General features: G+C 46.7%; 13 protein-coding genes. 10 read left to right on the top strand and 3 right to left on the bottom strand.

Translation table 11 applies throughout. From position 1 onward, the window contains the following. Positions 1-57: 57 nt before the first annotated feature. The 7 genes from Y79_RS0111915 (at position 58) to eno (ending at position 8,933) form a co-directional block, all read left to right on the top strand. Positions 58-1,452: an arabinose-proton symporter AraE gene (locus Y79_RS0111915; RefSeq protein ID WP_016937885.1), complete on the top strand. Its 1,395-nt coding sequence runs from the start codon at positions 58-60 to the stop codon at positions 1,450-1,452. 264 nt (positions 1,453-1,716) lie between these two features. Continuing rightward, entirely contained in the window at positions 1,717-2,751 is a 1,035-nt protein-coding gene (gene cggR, locus Y79_RS0111920) for a gapA transcriptional regulator CggR (RefSeq protein ID WP_016937886.1), read from the top strand. Between the two features lie 33 nt (positions 2,752-2,784). After that, a complete protein-coding gene (gene gap, locus Y79_RS0111925; protein ID WP_016937887.1) occupies positions 2,785-3,792 on the top strand; it encodes a type I glyceraldehyde-3-phosphate dehydrogenase in 1,008 nt (335 codons plus the stop codon). Positions 3,793-4,113: 321 nt separating this feature from the next. Then, the gene (locus tag Y79_RS0111935) at positions 4,114-5,298 is read left to right on the top strand and encodes a phosphoglycerate kinase (RefSeq protein ID WP_016937889.1); all 1,185 of its coding nucleotides are present in this window, start codon (positions 4,114-4,116) and stop codon (positions 5,296-5,298) included. Between the two features lie 24 nt (positions 5,299-5,322). Then, positions 5,323-6,084, top strand: coding sequence for a triose-phosphate isomerase (tpiA, locus tag Y79_RS0111940; RefSeq protein WP_016937890.1), 762 nt, complete (start codon positions 5,323-5,325; stop codon positions 6,082-6,084). Next, positions 6,077-7,612, top strand: a complete 1,536-nt coding sequence (gene gpmI, locus Y79_RS0111945; protein ID WP_016937891.1) for a 2,3-bisphosphoglycerate-independent phosphoglycerate mutase — start codon at positions 6,077-6,079, stop codon at positions 7,610-7,612. The genes tpiA and gpmI overlap by 8 nt, the downstream gene beginning before the upstream one ends. Before the next feature lie 28 nt (positions 7,613-7,640). Further along, positions 7,641-8,933 carry a phosphopyruvate hydratase gene (gene eno / locus Y79_RS0111950; protein WP_007409956.1) on the top strand — a complete coding sequence of 431 codons (1,293 nt, stop codon included), beginning with the start codon at positions 7,641-7,643 and terminating at the stop codon, positions 8,931-8,933. Between the two features lie 30 nt (positions 8,934-8,963). Here eno and Y79_RS0111955 read toward each other — a convergent pair whose 3' ends face one another. Next, the gene (locus Y79_RS0111955) at positions 8,964-9,425 is read right to left on the bottom strand and encodes a GNAT family N-acetyltransferase (RefSeq protein ID WP_016937892.1); all 462 of its coding nucleotides are present in this window, start codon (positions 9,423-9,425) and stop codon (positions 8,964-8,966) included. Between the two features lie 132 nt (positions 9,426-9,557). Between Y79_RS0111955 and Y79_RS0111960 the strand changes: the two genes are divergently transcribed. After that, the gene (locus Y79_RS0111960; protein ID WP_016937893.1) at positions 9,558-11,336 is read left to right on the top strand and encodes a zinc ribbon domain-containing protein; all 1,779 of its coding nucleotides are present in this window, start codon (positions 9,558-9,560) and stop codon (positions 11,334-11,336) included. 40 nt (positions 11,337-11,376) lie between these two features. Here the strand turns inward: Y79_RS0111960 and Y79_RS0111965 are convergent, their stop codons facing one another. Next, a complete protein-coding gene (locus Y79_RS0111965) occupies positions 11,377-12,072 on the bottom strand; it encodes a zinc ribbon domain-containing protein (RefSeq protein ID WP_016937894.1) in 696 nt (231 codons plus the stop codon). Between the two features lie 411 nt (positions 12,073-12,483). On the opposite strand from Y79_RS0111965, the gene Y79_RS0111970 reads away from it, so the two are divergent. Next, on the top strand, positions 12,484-13,116 hold the full coding sequence (locus tag Y79_RS0111970) for an NAAT family transporter (protein WP_014471043.1): 633 nt from the start codon (positions 12,484-12,486) through the stop codon (positions 13,114-13,116). A 21-nt stretch (positions 13,117-13,137) separates the two neighbouring features. Here the strand turns inward: Y79_RS0111970 and Y79_RS0111975 are convergent, their stop codons facing one another. Further along, positions 13,138-13,695, bottom strand: a complete 558-nt coding sequence (locus tag Y79_RS0111975; protein ID WP_016937895.1) for a GbsR/MarR family transcriptional regulator — start codon at positions 13,693-13,695, stop codon at positions 13,138-13,140. A 260-nt stretch (positions 13,696-13,955) separates the two neighbouring features. Here Y79_RS0111975 and opuCA point away from each other — a divergent pair, with 260 nt between their 5' ends. Beyond that, entirely contained in the window at positions 13,956-15,095 is a 1,140-nt protein-coding gene (opuCA, locus tag Y79_RS0111980) for an osmoprotectant ABC transporter ATP-binding protein OpuCA (RefSeq protein WP_016937896.1), read from the top strand. The last annotated feature ends 5 nt before the right edge of the window (positions 15,096-15,100 follow it).

The raw sequence follows: 15,100 nt of genomic DNA on the forward strand, positions 1-15,100 counted from the left end.
AACAGTGCTCTAATTTGTAAGCGTTTTTATTCTATTATTCGCGGGAGGGTAAAATTCATGAAGAATCACCCGGCACCAATTGGCTCAAATGTACCTGTCACTCGGGAGCATTCGAAGTGGTTTGTCATTCTTATCTCATGCGCGGCCGGACTGGGAGGGCTTTTGTACGGTTATGACACGGCGGTTATTTCCGGCGCCATCGGTTTTCTGAAAGACTTGTACCGTTTAAGTCCTTTTATGGAAGGGCTCGTGATTTCAAGCATTATGATCGGCGGTGTTTTCGGCGTCGGTATTTCCGGATTTTTGAGTGACCGTTTCGGACGGAGAAAGGTTCTGATGGCAGCGGCCCTTTTGTTTGCGATGTCAGCGGTTGTCTCTGCGCTTTCTCAAAGTGTGTCTTCCTTAATTATCGCCAGAATCATCGGCGGTCTGGGAATCGGAATGGGCTCCTCGCTTTCTGTCACCTATATTACCGAAGCCGCTCCGCCGGCCATACGCGGCAGTCTGTCCTCACTGTATCAACTGTTTACGATATTAGGCATCTCCGGCACTTATTTTATTAACCTCGCCGTCCAGCAGTCCGGCTCATATGAATGGGGGGTGCACACCGGCTGGCGGTGGATGCTCGCTTACGGCATGATTCCGTCTGTCATCTTTTTTATCGTGCTGCTTATCGTGCCGGAAAGTCCGCGCTGGCTTGCAAAAGCGGGGCGCAGGAATGAAGCTCTCGCCGTGCTGACGCGCATTAACGGCGAGCAGACCGCGAAAGAAGAAATCAAACAAATCGAAACGTCTTTACAATTAGAAAAAATGGGTTCATTGTCTCAGCTGTTTAAACCGGGGCTGAGAAAAGCGCTTGTGATCGGGATTCTGCTGGCTTTGTTCAATCAGGTCATCGGCATGAACGCGATTACGTATTACGGGCCGGAAATCTTCAAAATGATGGGCTTCGGGCAGAATGCGGGGTTTGTCACGACATGCATCGTCGGTGTCGTCGAAGTGATTTTCACCATTATCGCGGTTCTTTTAGTCGATAAAGTTGGCCGGAAAAAGCTGATGGGGGTCGGATCAGCCTTTATGGCGCTGTTCATGATCTTAATCGGGGCATCCTTTTATTTTCAGCTGGCAAGCGGTCCGGCTTTAGTCGTCATTATATTAGGATTCGTCGCCGCTTTCTGCGTTTCAGTCGGGCCGATTACGTGGATCATGATTTCAGAAATCTTTCCGAACCACCTCCGCGCACGCGCCGCCGGTATTGCGACGATATTCCTGTGGGGGGCGAACTGGGCGATCGGCCAATTCGTTCCGATGATGATCAGCGGGCTGGGTCTCGCGTACACTTTCTGGATATTTGCCGTCATTAATATTCTCTGTTTCTTGTTTGTCGTGACGATCTGCCCTGAGACGAAAAATAAATCATTAGAGGAAATAGAAAAACTCTGGATAAAATGAAAGCGTTTTACGACAAAAGTCCGCTCCGGCGGGCTTTTGTCTGTCACTTTCAGTCCGTTTCTGTATATAATGACTGTATCAAGGAGATACTGGTAAATCCTGCGAAGAATGTCGAGGAATTGACCTTTAACAGTTGAATTAACAAAGTCATCCTGTTAAAATAATTAAAGAAAGCAGACATAATTTTTTTTGGCTATGATGGGACGTTTTTTGTCATAGCGGGACATTTTCTGTCCAGTATGAATAGGAAGGAACGTTTGAGTCATGAACCAGTTAATCCAAGCTCAAAAAAAATTATTGCCTGATCTTTTGCTTGTCATGCAGAAAAGATTTGAAATCTTGCAGTATATCAGGCTTACCGAACCGATCGGCCGCAGAAGTCTCGCAGCCAGTCTCGGATTGACCGAGCGCGTTCTCAGAAGCGAGGTTCAGTTTTTGAAAGAACAGAATCTCATTGATATTAAAACAAACGGCATGACAATGACGGAAGAAGGCTATTCACTGCTTTCGATTCTGGAAGATACGATGAAGGATGTTTTAGGATTGACGCTTTTGGAAAAGACATTAAAAGAGCGGCTTAATCTGAAAGATGCCATTATCGTCTCCGGAGACAGCGACCAATCTCCTTGGGTCAAAAAAGAATTAGGGAGAGCGGCCGTTGCGTGTATGAAAAAGAGATTTTCAGGCAAAAATATCGTCGCTGTAACCGGCGGTACGACAATTGAAGCCGTCGCCGATATGATGACGCCGGATTCTAAAAACCGCGAGCTTTTGTTTGTGCCTGCAAGAGGCGGTTTAGGCGAAGACGTGAAAAACCAGGCGAACACCATATGCGCGCATATGGCGGAAAAGGCTTCAGGCACTTACCGGCTTTTGTTTGTTCCCGGACAGCTGTCGCAAGGCGCCTATTCATCTATTATTGAAGAACCTTCCGTAAAAGAGGTGCTTCAGACGATTAAATCAGCGAGTATGCTCATTCACGGAATCGGCGAAGCTAGAACAATGGCGGAGCGAAGAAACACACCTTTGGAAGATTTGAAGAAAATAGATGACAATCATGCGGTGACAGAAGCATTCGGCTACTACTTTAATGCGGACGGAGAAGTCGTTCACAAGGTGCATTCAGTCGGAATGCAGCTCGATGACCTCGATGCCATTCCCGACATTATCGCAGTAGCGGGCGGATCATCAAAAGCAGAAGCAATCGAAGCTTATTTTAAAAAGCAGCGAAACACGGTTCTCGTCACGGACGAAGGAGCCGCAAAGAAGTTATTAAGGGATAACAGTCCCTCAATATAAATATCTCTCACTTATTAAAAGGAGGAAATAATCATGGCAGTAAAAGTCGGTATTAACGGTTTTGGTCGTATTGGACGTAACGTATTCCGCGCAGCATTAAACAATCCTGAAGTTGAGGTAGTGGCGGTTAACGATTTAACAGACGCTAACATGCTTGCTCATCTTTTACAATATGATTCCGTACACGGAAAATTAGACGCAGAAGTTAAAGTTGACGGCAGCAACCTTGTTGTTAACGGCAAAACAATCGAAGTTTCTGCTGAGCGCGATCCTGCGAAACTCAGCTGGGGCAAACAAGGCGTTGAAATCGTAGTTGAATCTACTGGTTTCTTCACAAAACGCGCAGACGCTGCGAAACATTTAGAAGCCGGCGCGAAAAAAGTCATCATCTCTGCACCTGCTAACGAAGAAGATATCACAATCGTTATGGGTGTTAACGAAGATAAATACGATGCAGCTAACCACGATGTTATCTCTAACGCATCTTGCACAACAAACTGCCTTGCGCCGTTTGCAAAAGTACTTAACGACAAATTCGGCATCAAACGCGGTATGATGACAACTGTTCACTCTTACACAAATGATCAGCAAATCCTTGATCTTCCGCACAAAGACTACCGTCGTGCGCGTGCAGCAGCTGAAAACATCATCCCAACATCAACTGGTGCTGCTAAAGCAGTTTCTCTAGTTCTTCCTGAACTGAAAGGCAAACTGAACGGCGGAGCAATGCGTGTGCCGACTCCAAACGTTTCTCTTGTTGACTTAGTTGCTGAACTTAACAAAGACGTAACGGTTGAAGACGTAAACGCAGCTCTTAAAGAAGCGGCTGAAGGCGATCTTAAAGGAATCCTTGGCTACAGCGAAGAGCCATTAGTATCCGGAGACTACAACGGCAATGCTAACTCTTCTACAATCGATGCTCTTTCTACAATGGTTATGGAAGGCAGCATGGTAAAAGTAATCTCTTGGTACGATAACGAAAGCGGCTACTCTAACCGCGTTGTTGACCTTGCAGCTTACATCGCAAAACAAGGTCTTTAATTCATAGCTCCCGGAAAGAGCCGGACTTGGTTCTTTCGGACAGAAACGCTATAATGAAAGCGGACAAGGGAAGGGGACGGACTCCCTTTCCCTTTTTCCATGAGAACCGGCTTTCAGAAAGCGCCGGATTGCTGCAGAACGTCCGCGTTTTGCAGTTTCAGCGGCACTTTCGTTTTCGGGCCGCCTGCCCTGGCTCAGAAGACGATCTGCCCCGTGCCCGGAAGCTGCAATCTGCCCCGCGGCGGAAGCATCCATAAGGCGGTTTCACGTTTCACGTTTTTCGTGCTATGCAAACCATTTTGAAGGAGGATCTCCTAAGGCATGAATAAAAAAACAGTAAAAGACATCGACGTAAAAGGCAAAGTCGTATTCTGCCGCGTTGACTTTAACGTTCCAATGAAAGACGGGGAAGTAACAGACGATACTCGTATCCGTGCTGCGCTTCCGACAATCAAACATCTTGCAGACCAAGGCGCGAAAGTCCTTCTTGCGAGCCACTTAGGCCGCCCGAAAGGCGAAGTGGTTGAGGAGCTTCGTTTAACTCCTGTCGCTGCACGCTTAGGCGAACTGCTTGGCAAAGAAGTGAAAAAAGCAGATGAAGCTTACGGTGATGCTGTAAAAGCACAAATTTCTGATATGAAGGACGGAGACGTTCTTGTATTGGAAAACGTACGTTTCTACCCTGGCGAAGAGAAAAATGATCCTGAGCTTGCTAAAGCATTTGCTGAGCTTGCGGATGTATATGTCAATGACGCATTCGGTGCTGCCCACCGTGCTCACGCATCTACAGCCGGAATTGCCGAGCATCTGCCGGCGGTTGCAGGATTCCTGATGGAAAAAGAGCTTGACGTTCTCGGCAAAGCCGTGACAAATCCTGAGCGCCCGTTTACGGCAATCATCGGCGGAGCGAAAGTAAAAGACAAAATCGGCGTCATCGAAAGTCTGCTTGATAAAGTGGACAACTTGATCATCGGCGGAGGTCTTGCTTATACATTCGTTAAAGCGCTTGGCTATGAAGTCGGTAAATCTCTTCTTGAAGAAGATAAAATCGAGCTTGCAAAATCATTCATGGACCGCGCGAAAGAAAAAGGCGTTAAATTCTATATGCCGGAAGACGTTCTCGTTGCTGATGATTTCTCTAACGATGCAAACGTTCAAATCGTGCCGATCTCTGAGATTCCAAGTGATTTAGAAGCCATCGACATTGGTACGAAAACACGCGAAACGTACGCTGACGTTATCAAAAACAGCAAACTTGTCGTGTGGAACGGACCGATGGGCGTATTCGAAATCGACTTGTTCGCTCAAGGCACAAAAGCGGTTGCAGAAGCATTGGCAGAGGCGAATGATACATACTCTGTCATCGGCGGAGGAGACTCTGCGGCAGCCGTTGAAAAATTCGGCCTTGCTGACAAAATGAGCCACATCTCAACAGGCGGCGGCGCATCCCTTGAATTTATGGAAGGCAAAGAGCTTCCAGGGGTAGCTGCACTGAACGATAAATAAAACTGCTATAAGGAAGTGGAACAGATGAGAAAACCAATTATAGCCGGTAACTGGAAAATGAACAAAACACTCGGCGAGGCTGTCAGCTTCGTTGAAGAAGTGAAATCTTCCATTCCAGCAGCAGACAAAGCGGAAGCCGTTGTTTGCGCACCAGCACTTTTCTTAGAAAAGCTGACTTCTGCTGTTAAAGGAACTGACTTAAAAGTCGGCGCCCAAAACATGCATTTTGAAGAAAACGGTGCGTTCACAGGCGAAATCAGCCCGGTTGCTCTGAAAGACCTTGGCGTGGAATACTGTGTCATCGGCCACTCTGAGCGCCGTGAAATGTTCGCTGAAACAGATGAAACTGTTAACAAAAAAGCGCATGCCGCTTTCAAACACGGCATTGTGCCGATCATTTGCGTAGGTGAAACGCTTGAAGAGCGCGAAGCCGGAAAAACAAATGATCTTGTTGCCGATCAAGTGAAAAAAGGTCTTGCGGGTCTTTCTGAAGAGCAAGTTGCTGCTTCCGTTATTGCGTACGAGCCAATCTGGGCAATCGGAACAGGCAAATCTTCTACAGCGAAAGATGCTAACGACGTCTGCGCGCATATCCGTAAAGTCGTTGCTGAAAGCTTCAGCCAGGAAACTGCTGACAAGCTCCGCATTCAATACGGCGGCAGCGTAAAACCTGCAAATATTAAAGAATATATGGCAGAGTCCGATATTGACGGTGCTTTGGTCGGCGGCGCAAGCCTTGAACCGCAGTCATTCGTTCAATTATTGGAGGAAGGTCAATATGAGTAAAAAACCAGCTGCACTCATCATTCTTGATGGGTTCGGATTACGCAATGAAACAGTCGGAAATGCAGTCGCACAAGCGAAAAAACCGAATTTCGACCGTTATTGGAACCAATACCCTCATCAGACGCTGACGGCATCAGGCGAAGCAGTCGGACTGCCTGAAGGACAGATGGGGAACTCTGAAGTCGGACATTTGAATATCGGCGCAGGACGTATTGTGTACCAAAGCTTAACACGCGTGAACGTTGCCATCCGCGAAGGCGAATTCGAACGCAATCAAACGTTCCTTGACGCCATCAAAAACGCGAAAGACAACGACAAAGCGCTGCACCTGTTCGGCCTTCTTTCTGACGGGGGCGTACACAGTCACATCAATCATTTATTCGCGCTGCTGAAGCTTGCGAAAAGTGAAGGGCTGACGAAGGTGTATATCCACGGTTTCCTCGACGGCCGCGATGTAGGTCCGCAAACTGCGAAAACTTACATTCAGCAGCTGAATGAGCAGATCGAAGAAATCGGTGTCGGTGAAATCGCCAGCATTTCCGGACGCTACTACTCCATGGACCGCGACAAACGCTGGGACCGTGTGGAAAAAGCGTACCGCGCAATGGCTTACGGCGAAGGCCCGTCTTACCGCAGCGCGATGGATGTCGTCGACGATTCTTATGCGAACGGCATTCATGATGAATTCGTCATTCCGTCCGTCATCACAAAAGAAAACGGTGAACCCGTTGCGAAAATTCATGACGGCGATTCTGTGATTTTCTATAATTTCAGACCTGACCGCGCCATCCAGATTTCGAATACGTTTACCAACAAAGATTTCCGCGATTTCGACCGCGGTGAACATCATCCGAAAAACCTGTATTTCGTCTGCCTGACTCACTTCAGTGAATCTGTTGACGGATATGTGGCTTTTAAACCGGTAAACCTTGACAATACGGTTGGTGAAGTATTAGCACAGCACGGGTTAAAACAGCTTCGCATTGCAGAAACTGAAAAGTATCCGCACGTTACGTTCTTTATGAGCGGCGGCCGCGAAGAAGAATTCCCGGGCGAAGAGCGCATCCTTATTAACTCGCCGAAGGTCGCGACATATGACCTGAAGCCTGAAATGAGTGCGTATGAAGTGAAGGATGCTCTTGTAAAAGAAATCGCGGCTGACAAGCATGACGCGATCATCCTGAACTTTGCAAACCCTGACATGGTCGGCCACTCCGGAATGGTCGAACCGACGATTAAAGCAATTGAAGCAGTGGACGAGTGCTTAGGCGAAGTGGTTGACGCCATCATCGCTAAAGGCGGGCATGCCATCATTACCGCTGATCACGGTAATGCAGACATTCTGATTACAGAATCAGGCGAACCGCACACTGCCCATACGACAAATCCAGTCCCTGTCATTGTGACGAAAGAAGGCGTGACGCTGCGCGAAGGCGGAATCCTAGGCGACCTCGCACCAACGTTATTAGACCTTCTCGGTGTTGAAAAACCGAAAGAAATGACCGGAACATCTTTAATTCAAAAATAATTTGAAATCAAAAGGAGAGACAAAACTCATGCCATACATTGTTGATGTTTATGCACGCGAAGTCCTTGACTCCCGCGGCAACCCGACAGTTGAAGTAGAAGTATATACAGAAACAGGAGCTTTCGGCCGCGCATTAGTGCCAAGCGGAGCTTCTACAGGCGAATACGAAGCGGTTGAGCTTCGTGACGGCGACAAAGACCGTTACCTTGGAAAAGGCGTGTTAACTGCTGTTAACAACGTAAACGAAATCATTTCTCCAGAGCTTCTCGGCTTTGACGTAACAGAACAAAACGCAATCGATCAGCTTTTAATCGAGCTTGACGGAACTGAAAACAAAGGCAAACTCGGTGCGAACGCTATCCTTGGCGTATCTATGGCTTGTGCGCGCGCAGCTGCTGATTTCTTACAGATCCCTCTTTATCAGTACCTTGGAGGCTTCAACTCAAAAACGCTTCCTGTACCGATGATGAACATCGTAAACGGCGGAGAGCATGCTGACAACAACGTAGACATTCAAGAATTCATGATTATGCCTGTAGGCGCGCCTAACTTCCGTGAAGCGCTTCGCATGGGCGCTCAAATCTTCCACAGCCTGAAATCAGTTCTTTCTGCTAAAGGCATGAACACAGCTGTAGGTGACGAAGGCGGATTCGCTCCGAACCTTGGTTCTAACGAAGAAGCGCTTCAAACAATCGTTGAAGCAATCGAAAAAGCCGGCTTCAAACCTGGCGAAGAAGTGAAACTTGCTATGGATGCTGCATCTTCTGAGTTCTACAACAAAGAAGACGGCAAATACCATCTGTCTGGCGAAGGCGTTGTGAAAACATCTGCTGAAATGGTTGACTGGTATGAAGAAATGGTTTCTAAATACCCAATCATCTCTATCGAAGACGGACTTGACGAAAACGACTGGGAAGGCCACAAACTTCTTACAGAGCGTCTTGGCAAAAAGGTTCAGCTTGTCGGTGACGACCTTTTCGTTACAAACACGAAAAAGCTTGCTGAAGGTATTAAAAACGGCGTAGGCAACTCTATCCTGATCAAAGTAAACCAAATCGGTACATTGACTGAAACATTCGATGCGATCGAAATGGCGAAACGCGCAGGCTACACTGCTGTTATCTCTCACCGTTCTGGTGAAACTGAAGACAGCACAATCGCTGACATCGCTGTGGCAACGAACGCAGGACAAATCAAAACAGGTGCTCCGTCCCGTACGGACCGTGTTGCGAAATACAACCAGCTTCTTCGCATCGAAGATCAGTTGGCTGAAACTGCTCAATACCACGGTATCAACTCTTTCTATAACTTGAATAAGTAATCGAAAAAACCTCCCCAAGGGGAGGTTTTTTTATATGTCTGCATAAAGCCTTACCATATCGCGGCACTGTATCCCGTTTTCGAAAATCTCCTCTTCATAATGCCTGATGAAAAAATCATGGTCGATGGCTTGGAGTCTGAAGCCGCATTTTTGGTAAAGGGCAAGCTGGCCTATACTGGAGTTGCCCGTTCCGATTTGAATAGTCACTGCTCCCATTTGTTTTGCCTTATTCATGGCCTCTTCTATGAGCCTTCTGCCGATGCCTTTGTTCTGCATTGATTCGTTTACCGCAATATTGACGATTTCCACCGTTTTTGGTCTTGTTTTTAAAAGGACGAAGACCCCTGCAAGCTCGTCTGACGTCCAAGCCGTATAGCATTCGCCTCTGGCAAGATAATCATCGACAATTTCCCTCGACGGATCGGCCAGCAGCAATAGTTCATACAGCGCTTCATCCCGCTCTGCCGCTTTTCGGATGCTCAGTTTTTGCATGTCCGTTTCTCCTCCTTCATTGTGATCGGCAGCTATTTTTTCAAAATAACTCCAAAATCATTCTACTTTATTATAAAATATGAAACATAGGAAAAGTTATACAAGTTTTGCAGATTGAATAGGAGGAAAGTCATGTTTTTTTGTAAATATTGCGGCCGACAGAATAATGAAGAGGCGCATTTCTGTAAAGAATGCGGAAAGCCGATCGGGAAAGGAAGCCGGCTGGAGCGGCAGGCGGCTGAATCCGCATCACAGCCGAGAAAGCCTATCCCTAAAAAAACGCTCTTCCTATGGGGAGGCATCGCTGCAGCGCTCATCTTATTGATTGCCGCATATAAAACCGGAGCCTGGCTGACATCTGAAAAAAGGCTCACGGATCAATTCGAACAGGCGGTTCATGACGGGGACACGAAAAAGCTCGCAGCCCTTCTCACCCCATCAGATAAAAAATTAAAGCTGAATGAGACCAATGTCAAACCGCTCCTTGCATACGCAAAGAAACACGGTGAACTGATGGAATCGCTTCGCGGCAATTCATCTGAAAAAGATGCGGTATACGTCAAAAAAGAGGGAAAAACCCTTCTCTTGTTCGACCATTATGAACTGAAAGTCGATCCGGTTTATTTCCGCATCACAAGTAATTATAAAGGCGCCGATCTTTACATCAACAGCGAGAAAACCGGTACGGTCAAAAAAGCCGATGAAACCCAAACATTCGGCCCGTATGCACCGGGTGTCTATACGGCGGAAGCCAAGCTTCAAAATGACACGGTTGACGTTGGCAAAAAGCAAGAGGCGGAGGCGGCCGGCAGCCGGAATGTTGAGTTGGACCTGCCGTTAGACGCCGAGGATGTGACGTTCACTCCGGCAGACAGCCTCAAAAACGCGAAAGGCGATCTGCTGATAAACGGCAAGTCCGTCCATAAAGACCCTTTTAAGTCCGTTACATACGGCCCGCTCTTAACTGACGGCTCCATGACAGCCGCCGTGGAGGCAGATTTTCCTTGGGGGGAAACAAAAACTGCCGATGTTCCGATCAACGGCACTGATATGGAATTAACGCTAATTCCCGATCAGGATACACAAAAAACAATCATGGACACGATTGTCAAAACAACGAAGCAGTATACAAAAGCCATGGCAGACGGAAATACGGATCAGATGACAGAGGCTGGTTCAGCGTGGAAGGAGCAGACGAAAGAAGTGGTTTCCGGCATGAAGAGTTCAGGCACTTTTTTGAAGGATCAGTATAAAGAGACAAGCTTTGATCTGGACTCATTTGCGATTTCACAAGAGAACGGCCGCTGGCAAGTAACTGTTACAGGTAAAGAGCTTCATGAGTCTGCTTATTTCGACGGGGATACGAAGCCTGATATGGAAGAGGCTGAACCGAGCTTTCATTATGTACTGTCATATGATACAAAACATAAAAAATGGGTTTTTGAAAAAGCTGATCCAGCCTCAGATTCTTCTGGGGCAAATGTGAAAAACATAAAAAACGACCAGCCGAAAACCTACACATCCGCATGGGCGTCATCCAAAGGAAAGGCAGCTTCAGGCAGCCTCACGAATGAACAAGTCACATCGTTTATGGTTGATTACCTGACAAACCAATCAAGCGCCGTCAGTCTTAACAATTTCGCCATCATGGCGGGCAATTTGGAAGAGGGAAGCCCTTTGTATGCTGATCAGCAAAAATTGGTTAAAAAACTATACGGCGAGGGAACGACAGAAGTATTTAATGAAGTGAATGTAAAAAGCTTTTCGCAGAACGGCTCCCATCTGACGATTCATACGTATGAGGAGTTTTATATTACGAAAGCCGGCGGCAGTCCGAAGCTCAGAACATTTAATTGGACGTATGGCGGCGTGGTGAAAGACGGAAGAATTTATTTAACATCCATTCAATAAAAAAATCCCCGCGCCAACCAGGCGGCGGGGGTTTTCGTTTTTAAAAGAAAAGATAATTCATAAGTTCTTTTGTGTAATGCTTGATCGTGAATTGAAATGTTACGCAAATGATGAAATAGATGACGATAACAGCATAAGTGATATCCGCTTTAGCCGTGAGCTGATGCTGGTAGCTCGCCAGCATGAGCGGAGGCACGGCAAACGCCGCTCCTAAAAGACCGACAGCCAGAATGGTAAAGCAAACGGTTGTGTGCATCAGCATAAAAATGAGTGCGAGAAGCAAAATAGCCGTAAACGGAATCAAAAACGCCCCGAATCTGGACAGCGAATCTTTAAATGACACCTGCGCGCCGCCGGCCTTCAACGCAATAAAAATCAAGAGATACAGGCAGAATACACATATCGCAAAGGTAAGCGCCGGTTTGATCACAACCGCGGTAAAACTGACGTCACGAAAGCCGTCAATAAAGAGAATATACATCATAATCGGCGTTATCAGACAGAAAAGCACCATGTTGATTATGCTGCTGACAAGCTGTTCACCGCCTGTCGTTTTGCATGTCTGATACGGTTTCTTTAAAACATTAAGCACGAATAAGGCAAATTGCTTTGAAGCCTGTTTAGCAGCGGCGCCGGCCTGCATTTGGCCTGAACCGGTCTGGTTGGGCTGGGGCGCACCGCACTTTTCACAAAACTTTCCGCCATCTGTATGATGGCCGCATTGAGGACAATACATTCTAAAACTCCTTTTACATGTAATATAGGGATTTTGTTCAATATTTACATTATAAAAGAAAATAGGGCGGATGTAACGGGGATTTCTAAAGATATACAATTCACTTTCTCTATTATTTGATAATAGAGAAAAAGTACCCTTTATGGTAGAATTTTTAACGAGAGTATTGATCAGGGTGATAGAGGAAATTAACAGATGCTAAAAAAATTAAAAATGCTTTATCGGCTGTTGAAATTCGGAAAAGGCTTATGGAGATAGCAAACGGAAAAAACCGTCCTGTAAGGACGGTTTTTTCTGTTTCCGGATCGGCCGGCTGAGGTTACAAGAAGCAGGCACCGGGGTAAAAATGATGCATAAGAAACAGCGGAAAACAAAACATAAATCACAACGGCAAGTCATAAGGAGGTACGCATGTTTTCATTTATCATTCATGTCTTCATTTCCCTGTTTGCAGTGTCCAACCCCATCGGAAACGTGCCGATTTTTCTTTCACTGACAGAGGGCTATCCGGAGAAAGAACGGACAGCGATCGCACGCAAGGCGTCCGTGCTGTCGTTTATCATCTTGGCGGCATTTTTAATCTTCGGCCATCTGATCTTTAAACTGTTTGACATTAATATTCATGCCCTGCGTATCGCGGGCGGTATTTTTATTTTCGGCATCGCTTATAATCTTTTGAACGCGAAACAATCACATGTGCAGTCCCTTCATCATGAAGAGAAAGGGGAAAGCAAGGAGAAAGCGGATATTTCCGTGACGCCTCTGTCGATTCCGATTATTGCCGGTCCCGGTACGATTGCGACGGTAATGAGTCTATCGGCCGGCCACGGCGGCATCTTCCATTACATCAGTGTCCTGATCGGTATTGCGGCCGTCATCGCGATGACGTTCATCTTCTTTCACTATTCTTCTTTCATCAGCAACAAGCTCGGGAAAACCGAAATGAACGTCATTACCCGGCTGATGGGTTTGATTTTGGCGGTAGTGGCGATCGGCATGATCGGCGCCGGTTTGAAAGGCATGTTCCCGATATTGGTTTCCTGACTTAAAAAAAGCAGCGCCCGGTTATCTGCGGGCGCTGCTTTTTTCTATTTTCGGCACATGCTGAAACACTTCTTCACTCTCAAAAAATTCTATCAAACGGCTCAGCCAGTCATAATAATGGAGCCAGTCCGTCAGTTCGTCCAAAAGCTGACGGGCTTTTTCTTCAATTTCGGGACTGAGGTTTTCCGATTCCAGAAGCTCAGTCAGCTCACGGTTCAGCTTCTTATACAGCATTTTATTTTTGCTGACCGCCTTTGTCCAATTTGCCGTAAACAGGGAGATGAACGTCTGGTAATAATCACGCTCCACGTCGTAAAGGTCTTTCCGAACGCCTTTTTCAAACACTTTTTCAGCCAGATTGGCATCGTTCATCTCGCGGACCACCTGGCTCATCCTCGTTTTGCTCATGCCGGTCGCCTCTGACAGCTCATTTAACGTCATCGGCTTTCGGTTCATATAAATAATACCGAGCACACGCCCCAGTGTGGCCGGCATTCCGAATGTATGCATATTCTCGGCGATTCTCTCAATGAGATGCTCTTCAGCTTGACCGATGATATCAAGAGCGTTTTTTTCCACGGCTGATCATCCCTTCACTGGCTTTTCATGCTGACAATATATCATATTTTTTACAGTTATTGAAAAAGATGATGCGGCAGGATATGCGAGCTATCCGGAGCGATTGTAAGAACGTCCCCGTTGTCAGCGGGATAACATCAAATAATACGTGTATTATATATAATTTCAACACATTGTAAACTTTTTATTTTATAAACTTCATCTTATAATAAAGATTATACTTTTCAGAAAAATAACGGAATCCTTCGGAGGTGCACGGATTGCTGAGATTAGAAAATGTATCAAAAATCTATAAAGGCGGAAAAAAAGCCGTCAACAGCATTGATTTAAATATCGAAAAAGGCGAGTTTATTTGTTTTATCGGGCCGAGCGGCTGCGGAAAAACAACGACGATGAAAATGATTAACAGACTGATTGAGCCGTCATCAGGAAAGATTTTTATCGATGGCGAAAACATCATGGAGCAGGACCCCGTGGAGCTGAGACGGAAAATCGGCTACGTCATTCAGCAGATCGGACTTTTCCCCCACATGACCATTCAGCAGAACATTTCCCTCGTGCCGAAACTGCTGAAATGGCCGGAACAAAAGCGGAAGGAACGGGCGCGGGAGCTTTTGAAGCTCGTCGATATGGGCCCGGAATATTTAGACCGCTATCCTCATGAGCTGAGCGGCGGACAGCAGCAGAGAATCGGCGTGCTGCGCGCCCTGGCAGCGGAACCTCCCCTTATTCTCATGGATGAACCGTTCGGAGCGCTTGATCCGATTACACGTGATTCGCTTCAGGAAGAATTCAAAAAACTGCAAAGAACACTGAATAAAACGATTGTGTTTGTAACCCACGACATGGATGAAGCCATTAAGCTGGCTGACCGGATCGTCATTTTAAAAGCGGGAGAGATCGTTCAGGCCGGCACTCCTGATGACATCCTCCGAAATCCGGCTAATGAGTTTGTCGAAGAATTTATCGGCAAAGAACGGTTATTGCAATCAAGACCGGACATTGAACGCGTCGAGCAAATGATGAACAAAAAGCCTGTCACCGTTACGGCGGACAAAACGCTTTCGCAGGCGATCCAGGTGATGCGGGAGCACCGGGTCGATTCCCTGCTTGTCGTTGATGACCTGAATGTGCTGCAAGGATATGTAGATGTCGAAATCATTGATCAGAACCGGAAAAAAGCAAGCCTCGTCGGCGACGTGCTCCGCTCTGATCTGTATACGGTCGAACAGGGGACGCTGCTCCGCGATACCGTACGCAAAATTTTAAAGCGCGGAATGAAATATGTACCCGTCGTTGATGAACAAAGGCATTTGGTCGGGATTGTCACGAGAGCGAGCCTTGTCGACATCGTTTACGATTCAATCTGGGGCGAGGAAGACCAGCTGGTGACAGGCTGACAAGG

The sequence above is a fragment of the Bacillus siamensis KCTC 13613 genome (genome assembly GCF_000262045.1).
Taxonomy (GTDB): domain Bacteria; phylum Bacillota; class Bacilli; order Bacillales; family Bacillaceae; genus Bacillus; species Bacillus siamensis.

Coding starts and splice junctions, on each gene's coding strand:
- Y79_RS0111915 (WP_016937885.1), top strand. CDS start 58: ATGAAGAATCACCCGGCACCAATTGGCTCAAATGTACCTGTCACTCGG.
- cggR (WP_016937886.1), top strand. CDS start 1,717: ATGAACCAGTTAATCCAAGCTCAAAAAAAATTATTGCCTGATCTTTTG.
- gap (WP_016937887.1), top strand. CDS start 2,785: ATGGCAGTAAAAGTCGGTATTAACGGTTTTGGTCGTATTGGACGTAAC.
- Y79_RS0111935 (WP_016937889.1), top strand. CDS start 4,114: ATGAATAAAAAAACAGTAAAAGACATCGACGTAAAAGGCAAAGTCGTA.
- tpiA (WP_016937890.1), top strand. CDS start 5,323: ATGAGAAAACCAATTATAGCCGGTAACTGGAAAATGAACAAAACACTC.
- gpmI (WP_016937891.1), top strand. CDS start 6,077: ATGAGTAAAAAACCAGCTGCACTCATCATTCTTGATGGGTTCGGATTA.
- eno (WP_007409956.1), top strand. CDS start 7,641: ATGCCATACATTGTTGATGTTTATGCACGCGAAGTCCTTGACTCCCGC.
- Y79_RS0111955 (WP_016937892.1), bottom strand. CDS start 9,425: ATGCAAAAACTGAGCATCCGAAAAGCGGCAGAGCGGGATGAAGCGCTG.
- Y79_RS0111960 (WP_016937893.1), top strand. CDS start 9,558: ATGTTTTTTTGTAAATATTGCGGCCGACAGAATAATGAAGAGGCGCAT.
- Y79_RS0111965 (WP_016937894.1), bottom strand. CDS start 12,072: ATGTATTGTCCTCAATGCGGCCATCATACAGATGGCGGAAAGTTTTGT.
- Y79_RS0111970 (WP_014471043.1), top strand. CDS start 12,484: ATGTTTTCATTTATCATTCATGTCTTCATTTCCCTGTTTGCAGTGTCC.